Annotated in this window: 15 protein-coding genes; 10 read left to right on the top strand and 5 right to left on the bottom strand. The window is 49.4% G+C overall.

Annotation, left to right across the window (positions count from 1 at the left end):
* Positions 1-35 precede the first annotated feature (35 nt).
* Positions 36-1,109 (top strand): phosphotransacetylase family protein, encoded by a 1,074-nt coding sequence (locus H6G46_RS09480; RefSeq protein ID WP_010874025.1) that lies wholly within the window; start codon positions 36-38, stop codon positions 1,107-1,109.
* 206 nt (positions 1,110-1,315) lie between these two features.
* Here H6G46_RS09480 and cmpR read toward each other — a convergent pair whose 3' ends face one another.
* Positions 1,316-2,230 carry an HTH-type transcriptional activator CmpR gene (gene cmpR, locus H6G46_RS09485; RefSeq protein ID WP_010874026.1) on the bottom strand — a complete coding sequence of 305 codons (915 nt, stop codon included), beginning with the start codon at positions 2,228-2,230 and terminating at the stop codon, positions 1,316-1,318.
* Positions 2,231-2,482: 252 nt separating this feature from the next.
* Between cmpR and H6G46_RS09490 the strand changes: the two genes are divergently transcribed.
* The 5 genes from H6G46_RS09490 to H6G46_RS09510 all read left to right on the top strand — a co-directional run bounded on the left by H6G46_RS09490 (position 2,483) and on the right by H6G46_RS09510 (position 9,688).
* Positions 2,483-3,841, top strand: coding sequence for a CmpA/NrtA family ABC transporter substrate-binding protein (locus H6G46_RS09490; protein WP_010874027.1), 1,359 nt, complete (start codon positions 2,483-2,485; stop codon positions 3,839-3,841).
* Between the two features lie 62 nt (positions 3,842-3,903).
* Positions 3,904-4,746, top strand: a complete 843-nt coding sequence (ntrB, locus tag H6G46_RS09495; protein WP_010874028.1) for a nitrate ABC transporter permease — start codon at positions 3,904-3,906, stop codon at positions 4,744-4,746.
* A gap of 110 nt (positions 4,747-4,856) precedes the next feature.
* A complete protein-coding gene (locus H6G46_RS09500; RefSeq protein WP_010874029.1) occupies positions 4,857-6,587 on the top strand; it encodes an iron uptake porin in 1,731 nt (576 codons plus the stop codon).
* Positions 6,588-6,763: 176 nt separating this feature from the next.
* Positions 6,764-8,767: a nitrate ABC transporter ATP-binding protein gene (locus H6G46_RS09505; protein ID WP_010874030.1), complete on the top strand. Its 2,004-nt coding sequence runs from the start codon at positions 6,764-6,766 to the stop codon at positions 8,765-8,767.
* A 72-nt stretch (positions 8,768-8,839) separates the two neighbouring features.
* Positions 8,840-9,688, top strand: coding sequence for a nitrate ABC transporter ATP-binding protein (locus tag H6G46_RS09510; protein WP_010874031.1), 849 nt, complete (start codon positions 8,840-8,842; stop codon positions 9,686-9,688).
* A 283-nt stretch (positions 9,689-9,971) separates the two neighbouring features.
* Here H6G46_RS09510 and H6G46_RS09515 read toward each other — a convergent pair whose 3' ends face one another.
* The 4 genes from H6G46_RS09515 to H6G46_RS09530 all read right to left on the bottom strand — a co-directional run bounded on the left by H6G46_RS09515 (position 9,972) and on the right by H6G46_RS09530 (position 15,442).
* Positions 9,972-11,495 carry an NADH-quinone oxidoreductase subunit M gene (locus tag H6G46_RS09515; protein ID WP_010874032.1) on the bottom strand — a complete coding sequence of 508 codons (1,524 nt, stop codon included), beginning with the start codon at positions 11,493-11,495 and terminating at the stop codon, positions 9,972-9,974.
* Positions 11,496-11,659: 164 nt separating this feature from the next.
* The gene (locus H6G46_RS09520; RefSeq protein ID WP_010874033.1) at positions 11,660-13,564 is read right to left on the bottom strand and encodes an NAD(P)H-quinone oxidoreductase subunit F; all 1,905 of its coding nucleotides are present in this window, start codon (positions 13,562-13,564) and stop codon (positions 11,660-11,662) included.
* Between the two features lie 244 nt (positions 13,565-13,808).
* A complete protein-coding gene (locus tag H6G46_RS09525; RefSeq protein ID WP_223211303.1) occupies positions 13,809-14,843 on the bottom strand; it encodes a hypothetical protein in 1,035 nt (344 codons plus the stop codon).
* A 293-nt stretch (positions 14,844-15,136) separates the two neighbouring features.
* Positions 15,137-15,442 (bottom strand): RNA-binding protein, encoded by a 306-nt coding sequence (locus tag H6G46_RS09530; RefSeq protein ID WP_010874035.1) that lies wholly within the window; start codon positions 15,440-15,442, stop codon positions 15,137-15,139.
* Positions 15,443-15,743: 301 nt separating this feature from the next.
* On the opposite strand from H6G46_RS09530, the gene bchM reads away from it, so the two are divergent.
* From bchM to H6G46_RS09550, 4 genes are all read left to right on the top strand, one after another.
* Positions 15,744-16,436, top strand: a complete 693-nt coding sequence (bchM, locus tag H6G46_RS09535; protein ID WP_010874036.1) for a magnesium protoporphyrin IX methyltransferase — start codon at positions 15,744-15,746, stop codon at positions 16,434-16,436.
* A 6-nt stretch (positions 16,437-16,442) separates the two neighbouring features.
* Complete coding sequence (panB, locus tag H6G46_RS09540; protein ID WP_010874037.1) at positions 16,443-17,225, top strand: 3-methyl-2-oxobutanoate hydroxymethyltransferase; 783 nt, start codon at positions 16,443-16,445, stop codon at positions 17,223-17,225.
* 76 nt (positions 17,226-17,301) lie between these two features.
* Entirely contained in the window at positions 17,302-18,000 is a 699-nt protein-coding gene (queC, locus tag H6G46_RS09545) for a 7-cyano-7-deazaguanine synthase QueC (protein WP_014407153.1), read from the top strand.
* Positions 18,001-18,161: 161 nt separating this feature from the next.
* Positions 18,162-19,679, top strand: coding sequence for a UDP-N-acetylmuramoyl-L-alanyl-D-glutamate--2,6-diaminopimelate ligase (locus H6G46_RS09550; RefSeq protein ID WP_010874039.1), 1,518 nt, complete (start codon positions 18,162-18,164; stop codon positions 19,677-19,679).
* Positions 19,680-19,753 lie beyond the last annotated feature (74 nt).

Genomic DNA, 19,753 nt, shown 5'->3' on the forward strand with positions numbered 1-19,753 from the left:
TTTTTTACCTAGTCCATCTAGTCAGGAGCGTTCCAGTGGCCAATTCACCCCAATGTTTATTAGTCGGGTCTTTGGAGCCCTACAGCGGCAAATCGGGGATTATTCTCGGTTTGGCCCGGCTTTTGCAACAACAGGGCATGGCGATCGCCTACGGCAAGCCCATTGGTACGGCCATGAATAAGGCGGCGGCAGCCCTGGAAGAAGCAGACATTGAATTTATTAGCCAGAGTTTGGAGTTGGCACCAGCCCAGGTGCGTAAACCCCTGGTATTTTTGGACGAAAAGACCATTACCCGACGCCTCCAAGGCCAGGATCAAACTAATTATGCCGAAGCCCTAGAGGCATCCATCCAAGGTCTAACGGCGGATTTAGTTTTGTTGGAAGGTCCAGGCAATCTCTGGGAAGGTAGTTTATTCGGGCTTTCCTTTTCTGAATTAGCGGCCAAAATTAACGCTGCAGTGCTGTTGGTGGGTCGCTACCATTCCCCCTTGGTGGTGGATGGCCTCCTCAAAGCTCGACAAACCCTGGGGGATAGCCTCAAAGGGGTGGTGATCAATGACATTCCCCTGGAGGCCTTGCCGGAGACCAAAGATTTGGTCAAGCCTTTTTTGGAAAGCCATGGTATTGCGGTGCTTGGTCTGTTGGCGGAAGACCGTTTGCTCAGAAGCGTTAGTGTGCGGGAACTAGCCCATCAACTAAATGCCAAAGTCCTCTGTAGTGAAGAGCATCTGGATTTGATGGTGGAGAGTCTCACCATTGGGGCTATGAACGTTAACTCTGCCCTGGAATATTTCCGTCAAGGGGAAAATAAAGCTGTGGTCACCGGCGGCGATCGTACCGATTTACAACTAGCTGCCCTAGAAACCTCCACCAGTTGCTTAATTTTGACTGGCCACGCCGGACCTCAACCCCTGATTATCAGCCGAGCCCAGGATTTAGAAATTCCCATCCTCTCTGTGGACCAAGACACCCTAACCACCGTGGAAATTGTTGATCAGGCCTTTGGTAATGTACGCCTGCAAGAACCAGTCAAGGTGCAATGTATCCAACAGTTGATTGCCACCCATTTTGATCTCCAAGCCTTTCAGGAAATCATGGCTAAGGGTTAGCCTGACTTATCTCCCATTATCTTTAGTTCATCCCTAGATCTCCCCACAATAAAGGGCTGTTCTCCAATTTTCCCCCAAGCTTTGGAGAACCGGGGGGCGTTGAAAACAATCTTTGAGGCGTAGTGGTCGGCAAAGTTTCCCGATTATCAATGGGCTAATGGGCAGCGTTGATCTCTGTCAGCCGGAGCTTTCGGCAACGATGGTTTTTAAAAAATTTGGGCAATGGAAACTGCTTCATCATGGGCAAACAAATAATCTAAAAAAGTTTGGGCCACAATGGATAATTGCTTCGATTTTTGATAAATAATATACCAGTGTTTTTGTAAGGGAAATCCTTCCACGTCTAGCACCGCTAGGGGGCCATTGATTCCCTCCAATGCCAAAGAATACAGCGATAAAATTGAGATTCCCAGCCCACCATAAACTGCCTGTTTAATGGCTTCATTACTACTAATCTCCATCTCTACATTCATTTTTAGGCGGTTTTCGCTGAAAAATTCTTCCACTGCCATTCTGGTTCCAGAGCCTGATTCCCTCATAATCAAGGGTTCATTGACTAGTCTTTCCAAAGAAATTTTCTTTTCCTTGACTAATGGGTGCTGGCGAGACGCAATTACCACGAGGGGATTTTCTAAAAAGTGGCGGATATTAATATCAAGATTTGAGGGCGGTTTACCCAAAAAGTATAAATCGTCTAAATTATTCGCCAAACGCTCCAAAATTTGTTGACGATTGCCAATTTGTAGAGAGATGGAAATGCCTGGATATTGTTGACGAAATTCCCCCAAAAGTCGTGGCACAAAATATTTGCCTGTGGTAATAGTTGCTAGGCGCAGGTTACCTTTTTTTAAGCCCTGGAGGTCAGCAATCACTTCCTGCAATTGATCCAGGCAAGAGGTAATGTTTTTGCTAGCGTCTAAAACCGCTTGTCCTGCTTCGGTTAAATAGATTTTTCGGCCAATTTGTTCATAAAGCGGCACCCCGATCGCCTTGGTGAGTTGCTTCATCTGCTGGGAAACCGTGGGCTGGGTCAGAAACAATTCCTCCGCCGCCTTGGTGAAACTCCCCGTCCTGGCGATCGCCGCAAAAACCTCAAATTGGTGGAGGGTGGCATTTTTCATAGTGGATTAATTTTATAGACTACTTCTATAAATTACATAAAAAATTGGATATTTATCTATTTTTAGCTTTCCTTAATAATCAGATCATTCAAGTCCCCTTGGATTAGTCATTGTCCTCGGGCAGGCAGTTTAAAGCGTCCCCTGGTTTACCTAGCCTAGGAGCCCCAGTGCTCTTCCGTAAACCGGGGATATCCATGGCGCTTATTTAATTTTTCTGTCTGCCTTTTTTCATAGAAAAAATCAATCAAAGTTATGGGTTCATTCAATCGACGTAAATTTTTGCTCACCTCCGCCGCCACTGCCACAGGGGCTTTATTTCTGAAGGGTTGTGCCGGCAATCCCCCCGATCCCAACGCCGCCAGCACCGGTACTAACCCTTCTCCCCAAGCGGCCGGGGATATTAGCCCAGAAATGATGCCCGAAACCGCCAATATCAAACTAGGCTACATTCCCATTGTGGAAGCTGCCCCATTGATCATTGCTCAAGAAAAAGGTTTCTTTGCCAAATATGGCATGACCGGTGTGGAAGTCTCCAAACAAGCCAACTGGGCCTCCGCTAGAGATAACGTCACCATTGGTTCCCAGGGAGGCGGCATCGATGGCGGCCAATGGCAAATGCCCATGCCTCACCTGATTACGGAAGGGATCATTACCAATGGCAACAAGGTGCCCATGTATGTATTGGCCCAATTGATTACCCAGGGAAATGGTATTGCCGTAGCACCAATGCATGAAGGCAAAGGGGTAAACCTGGATATCACCAAAGCGGCGGACTATATCAAGGGCTTTAACAAAACCAATGGCCGCAAATTTAAGGCAGCCCACACCTTCCCTAACGTTAACCAAGATTTTTGGATTCGTTACTGGTTTGCGGCCGGAGGCGTTGATCCTGACACCGATATTGACCTACTGGCTGTGCCTCCCGCTGAAACAGTCCAGGGCATGCGCAACGGTACCATGGATGCTTTTAGCACTGGAGATCCTTGGCCCTATCGCATCGTGACAGAAAACATTGGCTACATGGCCGGTTTAACTGCCCAAATTTGGCCCTATCACCCGGAAGAGTACCTCGCCATTCGAGCGGATTGGGTAGATAAAAATCCCAAGGCAACCAAGGCATTACTGAAGGGAATTATGGAAGCCCAACAGTGGATTGATGACCCCAAAAATCGTCCTGAAGTTGTACAGATTGTGTCCGGTAGAAATTATTTCAATGTTCCCACCACCATTTTAGAGTCTCCCTTTAAAGGTCAATACACCATGGGAGATGGTCAGCCTGCCATTGATGATTTCCAAAAAGGTCCCCTCTACTGGAAGGACGGCATTGGCAATGTTTCCTACCCCTATAAGAGCCATGATTTATGGTTCCTCACAGAAAGTATTCGTTGGGGTTTCCATAAAAACGCCATCCCCGATTTAGATACAGCTCAAAAAATTATTGACAAAGTTAATCGCGAAGATTTGTGGCGAGAAGCAGCAACGGAAGCTGGATTTACTGCCGACATTCCTAGCAGCACTTCCCGGGGCGTAGAAACGTTCTTTGATGGCATTACCTTTGACCCTGCTAATCCATCGGCTTATCTGCAAAGTTTGGCAATCAAAAAAGTCTAACTAGCTATTAATTAAGCCATTTCATTGTTGATGATTAATCCATTACTATCAAGGAGACAATAATGACCACTACCATTTCCCAAAGGAAAAATCGGGCGGCGGGGGCCAATCCCCTACAAAAGTTTTGGCGTAAGCGTCGGGGTGACATTTTGCCCCCTATATTCGGAATCTTAGGCTTTTTATTGTTGTGGCAGTTAATTTCCAGCGCAGGTCTGATTAAACTTCCCCCCCCCAGCAGTTTGTGGACCGATCCCCGTACCCGCACCCTGTTGATGTATCCCTTTTACGACCAGGGCGGTTTGGATAAGGGGTTATTTTGGCAAACCCTCGCTAGTTTAGGGCGGGTTGCTCAAGGTTATTCCCTCGCCGCCATTGTTGGCATTAGCACGGGGATTTTGGTAGGTACTCAACCCTTGCTAGATAAGGCTCTTGATCCAATTTTTCAATTTCTACGGATGGTCGCTCCCTTGGCATGGGTTCCCATTGCTTTGGTGGCTCTCCAGCAAAATCAACCAGCGGCAATTTTCGTTATTTTCATTACCTCGGTGTGGCCGATTTTAATTAATACAACGGAAGGGGTAAAACAGATTCCGCAGGATTATATTAATGTGCGTAAAGTGTTACGCTTGTCTCCCCAAAAGTTCTTCTTTAAAATTCTTATTCCCTCAGCACTACCCTATATTTTTACCGGCTTACGAATTGCCATTGGTTTAGCTTGGTTGGCAATTATTGCAGCAGAAATTGTCATGTCAGGTATTGTCGGCATCGGCTTTTTTATCTGGGATGCCTATCAACAGAATTACATCAGCGAAATTATCTTGGCAGTGTTTTACATCGGTGCGGTGGGTTTACTCCTAGACCGAGGCATTGCCTATCTCCAAAAGTTAATTGCCCCAGGACAATAACAAACTCACCGACCTCAGGAGGTTAACAATTTGCCTTGGAGAAAAAAGGAGACCACGGACTTTTTTTCACCGCTAACCATAAACGATCAAAATTAGAGGAATTCATCGCAATGAAACAATATCGATTCACTTGGCTCGCAGGATTTGCTACCGTTACTAGCCTAACCACATTCCCTGGTTCCGCTGGGGCTCAGATGCTGTATGAGGATGTCGATCCCATGGTAATTACTCCGGTGCAGGAACTGACTACCTTGCTGGACCAGCCCATGGGCCAAGTGACATCGGTTTCGGAGTTGCGGGATGTGCAACCAACGGATTGGGCCTATGAAGCCTTAAAAAGTTTAGTAGAGCGTTACGGTTGCATTGTGGGTTACCCCGATCGCACTTTCCGCGGCGATCGTGCCCTCAGTCGTTGGGAATTTGCCGCTGGTCTCAATGCCTGTATGAACGTGATGGAGCGGTTAATACAGGAAAATGTGGCCGTCATTCGGGCCGATATTGACAAGCTCCAACGGCTGGCAAGGGAATTTGAAGCAGAACTGGCTGCTTTGGGGGCCAGGGTTGATAACCTGGAAACCCGTACAGCCTACCTGGAAGACAATCAATTTTCCACCACCACCAAACTGAATGGGGAAGTGATTTTTTCCATTAGTGGTGCCACCGGGGGAGAACCGGATTCGGATAATGCCCAGATAGTTTTTAACGATCGGGTGCGCTTAAACCTCACCACTAGCTTTACCGGTAAAGATGCCTTAATTACGGGTTTGCAGGCCTATAACTTTACTGCTGGAAAACCCATTACCGGCACGGGAAGTGTGGCGGAAACTCTTTTTCCCAACGATGCCTCAATTTTGGGTGAAGGCATGACCAGTTTTAACTATGAACCCCAGTTTGCTGGTTTTAATCCCCAAAATCTCCAACCCAGTTGTGGCAATAACAGCGTATGTCTGTATAAATTGCTCTATGTCACACCGGTAGCAGATAATTTCACCGTTTTTGTTGGACCGAAAGCGGAAGTCACCGATGCTTTTCCCACCATTGTCCCCTTTGCCAGTGAAGGTCAGGGCACTCTTTCCCGGGCTTTTGCCATTAACCCGGTACTACGGGTCTCGGGGGGAACAACGGAAACGGGTTTAGCCTCGGCTGCCGGCTTCATTTACAAGCCTAACGATGTGGTCGATTGGCGCGCCCTTTACGGCTCTGTCAACGCTGCTATTCCCCAAAATGAAGGCTTTCCCGGCACTCCCCTCGGAGCGGGCTTATTCAACGGCAGTTTTGTGGCGGCAACCCAATTAACCCTCTATCCCACCGAAAATCTCGATCTTGGTTTCAACTATGCCTATAGCTACCACCAGCTCAATATTTTAGGTACGGGACTAACCGGGGCAGCGGCGGGAACCCTAGGCGGCCTACCGTTGACAACCCCAGTTAACGTTAATTCGGTGGGGGCGACCTTAACTTGGCGTATTAATTCCAGCATTTACTTCACCGGCTATGGTGCTTACTTCATGGTGGATCAGGCCAATGGCGGTTCGGCTTTTACCGATCTTGCTAGTTGGATGGCTGGGCTTTATTTCCCGGATGCCTTTGTGGAAGGTAATACGGCCGGTTTGATGTTTGGTCAACCCCTCACTAGGGTTGGGGCCGGTAATGGGGCAACTTTAACACCCGCCAATATCAGCAACCGTGCCACGCCCTACCAAATCGAAGCGTTTTATAACTACAAGATCAACAACAATCTCAGCATTACTCCCGGTGCGTTTGTAATTTTTAATCCGGAAGGCGACTCTAACAATAGTACAACAGGGGTCTTTGCCCTACGGACGACGTTCACATTTTAGAGCCTGTTTAAAAGCCCCCCTGCCCCCCCAAATTTGGGGGGAAACCGAGTGAAAGTTCCCCAGTATTTCTGGAGCTTTAGCAGGTCGATTTAGAGGGCGGAATAAAACTTTCCAAACACATTCTTAGGCATTATTGGCCTAGTATCTTATCCATTTAATCAATCTTCTGACCCACCATGAGTCTTTTTGTTGCTGTTGATAATATCGATAAGGTTTTTTCCCTCACCGATGGAGGTGAATACATCGCCCTCAAGGGGATTAACTTGGAAATTAAAAAGGGGGAATTTGTTTCCCTGATTGGCCACTCCGGCTGTGGTAAGTCAACTTTGCTAAATATGATTGCGGGGTTAGATTTACCAAGTGAAGGCATTGTTACCCTGGAAGGTCAGCGGATCAAGCAGCCCGGCCCGGACAAAATGGTGATTTTCCAAAATTACTCCCTACTGCCTTGGTTAACGGTGAAGCAAAATATTGCCCTCGCTGTGGATGAGGTGATGAAGGGGGCATCGGCGGCGGAACGCAAGGCCATTGTTGAAGAACACATTAATTTAGTGGGCCTAGGCCATGCAGTGGATAAGCGGCCCGGTGAATTATCCGGGGGAATGAAACAACGGGTGGCGATCGCCAGGGCGTTGGCCATTCGACCAAAATTATTGTTACTGGATGAACCCTTTGGCGCGTTGGATGCTTTGACCAGGGGCAATTTACAAGAGCAATTAATGCGCATTTGTGAACAGTATCAAGTCACAGCGGTGATGGTTACCCACGACGTGGATGAAGCGGTTTTATTATCAGATCGGATTGTGATGCTAACCAATGGCCCCGGTTCCAACATTGGCGGTATTTTGGAAGTGGATATTCCCCGCCCCCGTAAACGCATGGAAGTGGTAGAACACCCTAGTTACTACAGCCTCCGCAGCGAGATTATTTACTTCCTCAACCAACAAAAACGGATCAAAAAATTACGGGCGAAAAAAACCACGGCGATCGCCAGACATGGCCTAGAAAAAGTCAATCTGGAATTGGGCTATGTGCCCCTGGTGGCCTGTGCGCCCCTGGTGGTGGCCCAGGAAAAAGGCTTTTTTGCCAAGCATGGCTTAGATGAAGTGAGCTTGGTGCGGGAAACCAGTTGGCGGGGCATTGTGGACGGCATCGCTGGGGGTTACCTAGATGGGGCTCAAATGCCAGCGGGGATGCCCACTTGGCTAACCGCAGGGGGTTATCGGGAACAATCCATTCCCGTGGTCAGCGCTTTGACCATGACCCGCAACGGCAACGCCATTACCCTCAGTAAAAAACTCTACGACCAAGGCATTTACACCGCCGAGGATTTTCGCCAGCTTCTATTGGCCTCGGACGGCGATCGCCACACCCTGGGCATGGTCCACCCTTCCTCCATGCATAACCTCCTGTTGCGCTATTGGCTGGCGGCCCACAACATCAACCCAGACCGGGATGTGCATCTGAAAACCATTCCCCCGGCCCAGATGGTAGCCGATCTGAAGGCAGGCACCATTGACGGCTATTGTGTCAGCGAACCCTGGAATTTACGGGCTTCCATGGAAGGGGCTGGGTTTAGCATTGCCACCGATTTGGAAATTTGGCAAAATCACCCCGGTAAAGTTTTAGGAGTGCGGGAAGATTGGGCGATCGCCCATCCCAATACTCATGTGGCCTTGGTGAAAGCTCTGTTGGAAGCCTGTGCCTACTGCGCTGACCCCAACCACGAAATGGAAATTCGGGAACTGTTGGCCACCCGTCAATACCTCAGCACCAACATTGACTATATTCACCTGGGTGATCCCGAAGGCCGCACCTGCCGCCTAGGCAATCCCGTGGAATATTCCCACCATCTTTTCTTTGGCGATCAATTTAACCGTCCCAGTCGTACCGAACATCTTTGGATGATGACCCAAATGGCCCGCTGGGGAGATATTCCCTTTCCCCGCAACTGGGTGGAAATTTTAGAGCGGGTTTGTCGAGTCGGGGTATTTAGTACCGCCGCCCGGGAATTGGGCTACGACGTGAACTATCAGCGGCAACCGATCGCCCTTTTTGACGGGAAAGTATTTAACGCCGATGACCCCATTGCCTACCTGAATCAAACTGTCATTCATCGCAATTTCACCATTGCTGAAGTACATCTTGATAACCCCACCCCAGCCCCAGTTTTTGCCTAAATTCCCTTACCTAACAGGGTTTTGGAACCAAACCGATAAAACTCAAACCGAAACTATTTCCCGCTCACCGATATGCAAACCTTAAAATCCCAGCGCGCCATGCCTACTGCAACTCCATCGGATCAAAAAACCACTGCCTTTTTAACCATCGAAAACGTTTCCAAGGTGTACCCCACCGCCAAGGGTCCTTACACGGTGTTGGAAAATGTCAACCTCACCGTTAACGAAGGGGAATTTATTTGCGTCATTGGCCACTCCGGTTGTGGTAAATCAACTCTGCTCAATATGGTGTCCGGTTTTGCCAGTCCCACAGACGGCTCTGTGCAGGTGGGAGGAAAAATCATCACTGAGCCTGGCCCCGATCGCATGGTGGTATTCCAAAACTATGCCCTACTGCCTTGGTTAACTGCCCTGGAAAATGTGTACATTGCCGTAGATGCTGTCCATTCCCAAAAAACAGAAGCGGAAAAACGGGCGATCGCCAAAGACCATTTAGCCATGGTGGGCCTAACCGATTCCATGGATAAAAAACCGGGGCAAATTTCTGGCGGCATGAAGCAAAGGGTCTCCATTGCCCGGGCCCTGGCCATTCGTCCAGAAGTGCTAATCCTTGATGAACCATTTGGAGCCTTGGATGCTATCACCAAGGAGGAATTACAGGAAGAGTTACTACAAATCTGGAATGACCACCGCTGCACCGTGTTGATGATCACCCACGACATTGATGAAGCCCTCTTCCTGGCCGATCGCCTTGTGATGATGACCAATGGCCCCCACGCCAACATTGGCGAAATTATGACCATACCCTTTTCTCGCCCCCGGGACCGGGACAGGATTATGGAAGACCCCACCTATTACCAGCTACGTAACTACGCCCTCGACTTCCTCTATAACCGCTTTGCCCATGACGACGTGGCTTAGAAAGTTATAGCCAAGATACTACTCCCAAATTGTTTAGGCTAATTCCCTGCTTTTTGGGAGAAATTGATTCCAACAGTGCGCTAGGAGTAGTTCTTGAGACGAATAGTTGCTCGTACTACATCCAAGAACTTTCCGGGGGAACATGGGGAACATATAGTTCATTTAAGGGTATGCTAATCGGCGTAACACACTTTTGCGGATGATATACGGAAAAGCTCTGGCGATCAGGGAATTATTGCTCTTCTATCATTGTGGGTTAAACTCACTTCGGTTTGCTGGAGCCCTACACTTCCCCCAATTCCTTGACTTCAATTTCGATGCGGGGCGGGGCTGGCACACTGACTAAATCTGGGTGCCCTGTCAACAAAACCGCCGTTTGGGGCTCACTCCACTGGGTTAACCAATGGGGTTGAATGCCCAAAGCAATGATGACCACCGCCAAGGCGATCGCCGGAATTTGTTCCTGCCAACGCACCTTAGGTAAATGGGACAGTTCCATGGTGAGACGGCCAAAGAAAACCCGATTAATCATTAACAGGAAATAAACTGCCGTTAAACCGCTACCAATTAAGCACAGGAGGGTTTGGGTAGGGAAAATCGGAAAACTGCCCCGGAATACCAAAAATTCAGCAATAAAGCCCACCATGCCTGGAATGCCAGCGCTGGCCATGACACCGAGAATCATCAAACTGCCGGTGATGGGTAAACCCCGTTCGGGAGTTAACAGTCCTTGCAATTTATCCACGTCCCGACTGCCGGTTTTTTTATACACTACCCCCACCAACAGAAACAGCAGGGCAGAAATGATGCCATGGCTCACCATCTGAGCCGAAGCGGCGGTCACACTCAAGCGGGTAGCGGCGGCAGCAGCCAAGAGAATATAACCCATGTGGGCAATGGAAGAATAGGCCACCACTTTTTTCATATCCTTTTGAGCGATCGCACAGGAAGCACCATAAAGGGCGCTAATAGCCGCTAGGGTTGCTAAATAGGGGGCAAATTCCACCCAGGCCTCCAGGTAAAGCCCCAATCCAAAACGCAGTAAGCCATAGGTGCCTAGTTTAAGTAAAACCCCTGCCAACAAGACAGAAACGGGAGTGGAAGCTTCCACGTGGGCATCCGGTAGCCAGGTGTGGAAGGGGAAAATGGGAATTTTAATGCCCAAACCGAGCAGTAGGGGCAACAAGAGCAACATTTGGGTTTTTACTGGAAGGGCATCGGCCAAGCTGGGATTGTAGTCAAAGTTGGGCGCCTTGGTCAACCAGAACCAACCCAAGAAAGACACTAGTACCAGAAAACCGGACAGGGCAGTGTAAAGCAAAAACTTCATAGCTGCATAACCCCGCCGTTGTCCTCCCCAAATGGCAATGAGAAAATAAAGAGGAATAATTTCCAGCTCAAAAAAGAGGAAAAATAAGAGCAAATCTTGGGCTAAAAATGCCCCTGCTACCCCACCACTGAGAAGCAACAATAAGGCATAGTAAAATCTCGGTCTTTCTATCTCGGTATTGGTACTAAAAATGGCAATTACCACCAAAGCACTGTTCAGCAACAATAAGGGCAGAGATAGCCCATCAACCCCTAGGTGATAATTCAAACCCAAACTTGGCAACCAGGGATAATATTCCACAAACTGCATCTGGGGATCACTGATGTTAAATTGCCCAGCTAATAAAACGCTCAGCCCAGCCATGGCCACCATAATGCCTAAGGCAATTTTGCGGGAGTAACAATCATGGTCAGGGTTCGGAATAATAGCAATGAGAATAGCTCCAAAAATGGGGCCCCAGATGAGAGCACTGAGCATGGGAATTAAGACTTATGTAAAGTTAGTTAAATTTAAGTTGGCTTGGTAAAAATTTAATTAGATACTATCAAGCTAAAAAAATTTGATAAAAATTAGGTTAACATCAAGCAAATCAGAAAAAGTTAGTTTTAAATCAAGATTAATTAGTTTTGATCTTCCCTCAATTAAGGAAGAATTAGGGACAACCAACTGGACCAAAACTGCCTGATCGCCATCCATTGACCGCTGAGGGAAAACCAGATCAGCAGGGCTACCCCCACCAAGATGGTGAGCAGATAAAATTGTGACTGCCCGGTGACATTATATTTGAGGGCACTGCCGCTGAAAATAGTTACCAAACTGACTAGGTTGACTATGCCGTCGATGACGTAACGATCAAACCAAGTGCTGATTTTGGCGATCGCCGCCACCGCTGCCACTACCGTAGCGCCATAAATTTTATCCAAATAAACATCGTAGGCGAACAAATCCTGCAGGAAACGCACCGGCAGTCGACTTGAGCGAGAGAGATTCCGTCGTAAAGGCATAAGACTACCCAACAAAATTCCTGTAATTCCCGCCACCATCAGGAGAGGCATGGCCCATTGGGTAACGGGGGAAGTTAAACCGAGGGGATAGGTGGCTGATAACCAAAAAGACCACTGCAAGGGGGCAATGGGCACCAGCAGAGTCACAATGATCAAACTCACCATGGGCACCGCCATGGGCCAGGGTACTTCCGGGGCCCGGCGGGTTTTGGGCTGGGGTTTACCCAGAAATACTAAACGAAACACCCTGGTTAAATTGAGGGCAGAAAAGAGGTTAACAAAGATCAATAAAGCCAATAGGGGCCAGCTTACCAACCAGTCTCCACTAAACCATTTTTGCCAAGTCCAAAACATGCCTAGGGGAAAAACCGCCAACAATCCCGCAGAACCCACCACAAAGGAAGTTGTGGTCACGGGCATACGATTCCATAATCCCCCCATTTCAGTGATATTTTGACCGCTGGTGGTGAAAATAATCGAACCAATGCTCATAAATAACAAAGCTTTGGCGATCGCATGGGCGAAGAGCAACAGAAAGGCAATGTCTACCTGCCCTAAACCCACCGCAATAAATACCAATCCCAGGTAAACGCTGGTCGAATGGGAAAGGGTACGCTTAATGTCAATCTGGGCAATGGCAATCAACGACGTCATCACCACCGTCAATGTCCCCAGTACAATCAAGGTCTTGGAGGCGATCGGGGAGAGGGTAAACACCGGCTGTAACTTAATCAACACATAGGCACCGGCTGACACCACCACCGAATTACGCATAATGCCCGCCGGATTCGGGCCCTCCATGGCTTCGTCCAACCAAAGATTGAGGGGAAATTGAGCGCATTTGCCGGTGGGGCCAGCAATTAGAGATAGTCCCAACAAAGTAGCGGTGATGCCGGTCACTGGCACCGTACTAGCCCAGTTGTCCAACTGGGAAAAAGTTAAACCCTGACCATAGCTAGAGAGGGCCACTACCCCCATGAGGAGAATAATATCCCCCACCCTTTTGGTTAAAAAAGCATCCCGGGCGGCGGTAACCACCAGGGGCTGGGCATACCAAAAACCCACCAAAAGATAGGTGGAAAGGGTTAGCATTTCCAACAGGCCATAGCTTAAAAATAGGGAATCACTCAGGGCAATGCCCCCCAGGGCCGCTTCGAAAAATCCCAGTAGTCCATAGAACCGAGCTAAGGACCAGTCCTTCTCCATGTAGCCCAGACCAAAAATCTGGACTAAAAAACTGATGCCAGTCACCACCGATAGGGCCCCCAAACTAACCGGGGAAATCTCCACCGCCAAGGTGAGGTCTAAATCCGCCACCTGGAGCCAATGGAAAACAATTTGCTCACTCGGTGTTTGCCAAATGGCTGAGAGGGCAACCATGCCATGGATGGCAGAAACCAAAGTCATGAAAACATTGAAGTAGGCCGCCGGTCTAGGGCCCGTTTGTTTAATCAGGCGAAATGACCAAGGCAGGCTAAGGATCGACCCAATCAGACCATAAAAAGGAATAAACCAACTACTTTGTAAAAGAAAATCGGACATTGAGCTTGGGATTGCGAGGAATTTTCGCCTAGGGTTCGCAGAAAATAGGCAATTTGTGATCAGATTTTACGCTATCGCTGCCTCAATTCTGACTTTGGCGATCGCCGTTGTCGGTCTGGGGGAGGTTTTATTACCCCCGTTTAACTCTATAGGTAAACCCCGGCTTTGTGGATTGCCAAAGTTGATTGGGAGGCCCATTTTGACCCCCATTGCGGTTTTTCCAGACCCCAAGGAGCAACAATGTCTAGGCCTCCGGTGGAGGTGTTTTCCCCTTAGTTTTAGTCTTAGTAGTTTTGGTGGCCTTGGGCGTTTTCGTAGTTTTGGTCTTACCCGTGGAAGTCGTTGTTTTTGCTTTCGACTCCACTGGTAATTCCGGCTCTAGGGATGGCTCCGATTCAACTACCGCTTCTGTTGATCCATTGCTTGGTTCTTCTGTCAAAGAGGTCGCCCCAGAAGACAGTTGGCGATCGCCGTTGTCAGTATCAAGACCATCAAGCTTCTCTGCCAGCAATGGCTCAGTCTGTCCCTGGTCCAGATCTAGGTTTTCTGGAGACTCTAGGGCATTCTCTTGCTTCTCCCCCTTATGGCCATACTCAGGCTTTTTCTCAGAACTATCGGGGTTAAAGGGAGTCTTTTTAACCCGACGGGGGGTTTGTTCAACCGGCTCGGCAATCTGTTCCACAAAACCAAAACAATTGCGTTGGGGAATCAAGCGAGCCAAAATCTGATAAAACTTCGGCCGCTCCTCCGAATCCTTGCGAAAACGGTAGGGGGGTTGATCGCTCCAAATTAAGGGCAAATGCTGATTGTTGGGGCGATTTTCATAGCTTTTCAGCTCATTGCGATAGACACTAAAAACAGGCCGGCGACATTGGGGAATAAATTGCCACACTCCCCGCAAAACAAAAATACCAGGATCGCTTTTCTCATGCTGTTCTGTGCCCATCCAGACCACTTTAAAGCTTAACCCTTCTCCTTTGGACTGGGGATAGCACTTGATCCAGGCTAACTTTCCTTCCAACGCCGCCGCCACCGCAATGGCTCGCCTAGGCAAATATAAGGTAAAATTGGCATCCCGAATCTGTACGTAATATCGTTCTTCCCCTTTTTTTACCACCCCCCGCAACCAACCGATCGCCTGATAATAGTTTTTGGCAGTGGTATCTAGGGTAGTGTTAGCTGGGGCTTCGGGAATTAGATCATCTGCCGCGGCCACATTGGTTTCTAAAAGGTCAGTCTCGGGGGTCTTTTTGGGCGGCTTCGGGGGGGTGGGTTGCATAGTATTAACAATCTTGGACGCTCGGTAAACACTGAATCCAGTGTCTGAATTAGTATGAGTGACAATTACCTCCAAGGCAAGGGGAGGAGAAATGACAAAGCCAAGCAAAAATGCCCTTGTCACCAGAAAAACTAAAGGGTTCCGGCCACACGGCAAGAACCCCTAGGTTGAACTAATTTAACTAACAATGAGAACAGGATTTAGCCCGATTTCCCACCAGAAATACGGGTAGCTCAAAAAAGTTTCACTAACCGAATCAAACTGGTGGAACGACGGCGAACAAAAACTAAGCCCTAGTAGCGGCTACCACCATAGCTTTTACGACCGCCACCAAAGGAACCACCGCCACTGCGATTTTCCCGGGGCTTGGCTTTGTTAACTTTAAGGTCACGACCCATCCATTCTGCACCGTCTAGGGCTTCAATGGCAGCCGTTTCTTCGGCGTCAGCTTCTAGCTCGACAAAACCGAAGCCCCGCATGCGACCAGTTTCCCGGTCGGTGGGGAGCTGAACCCGCTTTACGGAACCGTATTCAGCAAAAACCGCGGTTAAATCGGCTTCTGAAACGTCATAGGACAGGTTGCCTACATAAATTGACATGGATTTTCTCCAAAAACTGAGGGATATGTAGAGGGTGATTTCGGAGAAATGCCTGTCAATGGAAAAACGCGAAAAACCGTTAATACTAGAAACAAATGCTACCAACCGATCATTACTCTATGGGGGCATAGTAACACGTTCTCCCCTCGGCTGGGGATATTAGGTCTTGAATTCCTGATATGGAACCACGAAAGTTCCTCCCCCAGAGTAACCAGAAAAGAATGGTACCATTGCTTAGACGGCTCGTGCCTATAGCTTATACCAACCTTTACCTAACTCAAATTTTCGAGCTTAGCTTTCCATGACCAACGCCGCCCTAGACGATAAAACCATCGTTCGTGACTATTTTAATTCCACCGGCTTTGACCGTTGGCGCCGGATCTATGGTGACGGCCAAGTCAATTTCGTGCAAAAAGACATCCGGGTGGGGCATCAACAAACCGTTGACTCGGTGGTGGCCTGGTTAGTGGCGGACGGAAATTTACCTGGCTTGTTAGTCTGTGATGCGGGATGTGGGGTAGGTAGTTTGAGCATTCCCCTGGCCCAAGCGGGGGCATTGGTCTATGGCAGTGATATTTCCGAAAAAATGGTGGGGGAAGCCCAACAAAAGGCCCAGGAAGTTTTGGCCTATGGCAATCAGCCCACGTTTATGACCCAGGATTTAGCCCAGTTGGGGGGTAAATATGACACAGTTATTTGTCTGGATGTGTTGATTCACTATCCAACGGAGGAGGCGTCAGCGATGATTAGCCACTTGGCTTCCCTGGCTGATCGCCGTTTAATTTTGAGCTTTGCCCCCAAAACCCTGGGCTTGACGGTGTTGAAAAAAATTGGGGGACTGTTTCCCGGTCCCAGTAAGACCACCAGGGCCTATCAACATAAAGAAGCAGACATTCGCAAAATTTTGGGAGATAACGGCTTTTCCATTGCCCGTACCGGCATGACCAGTACCCGTTTCTACTATTCCCGTATTTTAGAGGCGGTGCGCTCTTAAGTTCCCATGGCCATTACCCCCACCCAATTGTTGGATTGGAAGCGTCAACAACGGCCTATTGTGGCCCTTACTGCCTGGGATACGGCGATCGCCTCGGTGTTGGATGCGGCGGGAGTGGAAATTATTCTGGTGGGGGATTCCCTCGGAATGGTGGCTTTGGGCTACGAAACTACCCTACCGGTGAGCTTGGACACCATGATTCACCACACAGCGGCAGTTAAAAGGGGAGTACAAAGAGCCTTGGTGGTCTGTGACCTGCCCTTTTTGACCTATCAGGAAAGTCCAGCCCAGGCCATGGGGTCAGCGGGAAGGGTTTTGCAGGAAACCGGTGCCCAGGCAGTGAAATTAGAAGGGGGTCACCCCCGCATGGTGGAAACCGTAGCTCGACTAACGGAGGTGGGCATTCCGGTGATGGGTCATGTGGGCTTAACGCCCCAATCAGTCCATCAGTTGGGTTATCGGCAACAGGGCCAGGACCCGGCCACAGCGGAGAAAATTCTTCATCAGGCGATCGCCTTGGCAGAGGCGGGAGTGTTTGCCATTGTTTTAGAACATATTCCTAGCGAACTAGCGGCTAGTATCACTGAGCAGTTGCCCATTCCCACCATTGGCATTGGGGCAGGGCCCCAGTGTGACGGCCAGGTTTTGGTGACGGCGGATTTACTCGGTTTGACAGTCAAACAACCGCCCTTTGCTCCGGCCTATCTGAATTTACGACATACCATTACGGAAACAGTGCATAAATTCAGTGGAGAAGTGCGACAAAGACAATTTCCCCGGCGGGGTTAGGGAACAAACTAAAACTTTGCCAACAGGCTGCCCAGGCTCCAGCAATGACCATAACCGATTGACTGCCGAAAAATCTATGACCAAAACTGCTGTTGTTTTACTATCCGGAGGGTTAGATTCCGCCACCGTAGCGGCGATCGCCAAAAGGGAAGGGTACCGAGTTATTGCCCTTTCCTTTAACTACGGTCAACGCCATGACCGGGAATTGCGAGCGGCGGCAGACATCGTCCAAGCTCTGGGGATCCCAGAACATTTCAGCATCAACCTAGACCTGGCCCAGTGGGGAGGCTCTTCCCTGACCGATCGCCAACAAACCTTGCCCCAGACAGGGGTAGAACCAGATATTATTCCTTCCACCTATGTGCCGGGGCGTAACACCGTATTTATTGCCCTCGGTTTATCCCTAGCTGAAGCAAAGGGAGCCGAAGCGGTATTTTTGGGCATCAATGCCATCGACTATTCCGGCTATCCTGATTGCCGCCCCGAATATTTAGCAACCTATCAACAATTAGCAGCCCTGTCTTCCAAAGTCGGGGTAGAAGGAAGACCCATTCAATTGCTGGCTCCCCTGATTGAATTGAGCAAAGTTGACATTGTCCATAAAGCTTTGGAATTGGGAGTCCCCATTGCCCAAACCTGGTCTTGCTACGCCGGGGGGGAAGAACCCTGTGGTCGCTGTGACTCCTGCCGTTTGCGGGATCAGGCTTTAATTGAGGCAGGGCATCCAGAACTGGCCAGTGCCAAGGGCCGTCTTTGGAGGGAAAAAGTTGACTGAACTCCCCCTTCTTGCTGGACGGAGAAAAGGTAATTCCCGTTCGCATTAATCAAGGTCAGCCAGGAAGCTTTGCAACCAGTACACCAGGAGCTAACCTCCGTTGGAACATCTCGGGTATATTGACCTTCATTGACGGCAGATTTGATTGGGGAAAAACAACCATGGTTAAGTTAGGGCAGTTATTGGCATCGGTTCCAGAGGTGGTGGCCGCCGCCCCTTGGTTGGCCCAGGAATCGGATCGTTGCCCTGCCCTAGGGAAAATAGTGACTGGTTTATCTACCAATTCCCATGCCTGTCCCCCTGGCACTTTATTCATTGGCATGCCGGGCACCAGGGTTGACGGAGGGGAGTTTTGGTCCGGGGCCCTAGAAGCTGGGGCGATCGCCGCTGTGGTCAGTGAGAAGGCGTTGCAAAAATTTCCGCCCCAAAATGGAGAATGCGTCATTGCGGTGCCGGATTTAGTGCCGGTGTGTGCCGGCCTTGCGGCGGCCTTTTACCAACATCCTGCCCAAACGTTGCAACTGGTGGGAGTAACGGGCACCAATGGCAAAACGACCACCAGCCATTTGATTGAATATTTCCTCAATCAACAGCAACGGTCCAGTGCTTTGCTGGGAACCCTCTACACCCGTTGGCCTGGTTACCAAAAGACCGCCACCCACACCACCCCCTTTGCGACGGATTTACAGAAACAATTGGCCGAAGCTCTCCAGGCGGGCAATCAATACGCCGTGATGGAAGTTAGTTCCCATGCCTTGGCCCAGGGCAGGGTTTTGCAATGTGGCTTTGCCTGCGCTGTGTTCACCAACCTCACCCAGGATCATTTGGACTTCCACGGCACCATGGAAAATTATTTTGCTGCCAAGGCTTTGTTGTTTAAGGAGTCATATCTCCAAGGTCGGGCGGTGATCAACCAAGATGATCCCTACGGCCAAAGGTTAATCGATCGCCTACCGTTGGATCAGGTTTACACCTACAGCGTCAACGATAGCACTGCGGACTTTTACACCAAGGATTTGGACTATCAACCCACCGGGGTTAAGGGCACGTTTGTTACTCCCCAGGGGGAATTTCCTTTCCTGTCCCCCTTAGTAGGGCAATTTAACTTGGCCAATGTGCTAGCGGCGATCGCCAGTGGCCTGCACCTTGGGCTAGATCCAGCCGCCATGGTGAAGGATTTACTCGATTTTCCTGGGGTACCGGGGCGCATGGAGCAGGTACAAATCCGCCCGGATCAAGACATTTCTGTGATGGTGGACTATGCCCACACCCCGGACAGTTTGGAAAATGCCCTCAAGGCCGCCCGCCCCTTTATCCCCGGCCGCTTGATTTGTATATTTGGTTGTGGTGGCGATCGGGATCGTACCAAACGGCCTTTAATGGGCAATATTGCGGCTCAGCTGGCCGACCTAGCGGTGGTTACCTCCGACAATCCCCGTACCGAAGACCCCGAACAAATTTTGGCCGACGTAGTGCAAGGCATCAGTCTAGACATCGAACCCTGGATCATTGGCGATCGGGCCACCGCTATCCATAAGGCGATCCGGGAAGCAAAACCGGGGGACGGGGTGTTAATTGCCGGCAAAGGCCACGAAGACTACCAGATTCTTGGCACGGAAAAAATCCACTTCGATGACCGGGAACAGGCCAGGGAAGCGTTGATTTTACGCTACAGCTAGCATTGCAACCCCTAAGAACCTATTGGCCAGGTTTCAGTTTGCTCCGCAAAAAGTGACCACAATGGCTGGAGACT

Origin of the sequence: Synechocystis sp. FACHB-908, assembly GCF_014698595.1 — a bacterium.
In the GTDB taxonomy this organism is placed as follows: Bacteria; Cyanobacteriota; Cyanobacteriia; order Cyanobacteriales; family Microcystaceae; genus Synechocystis.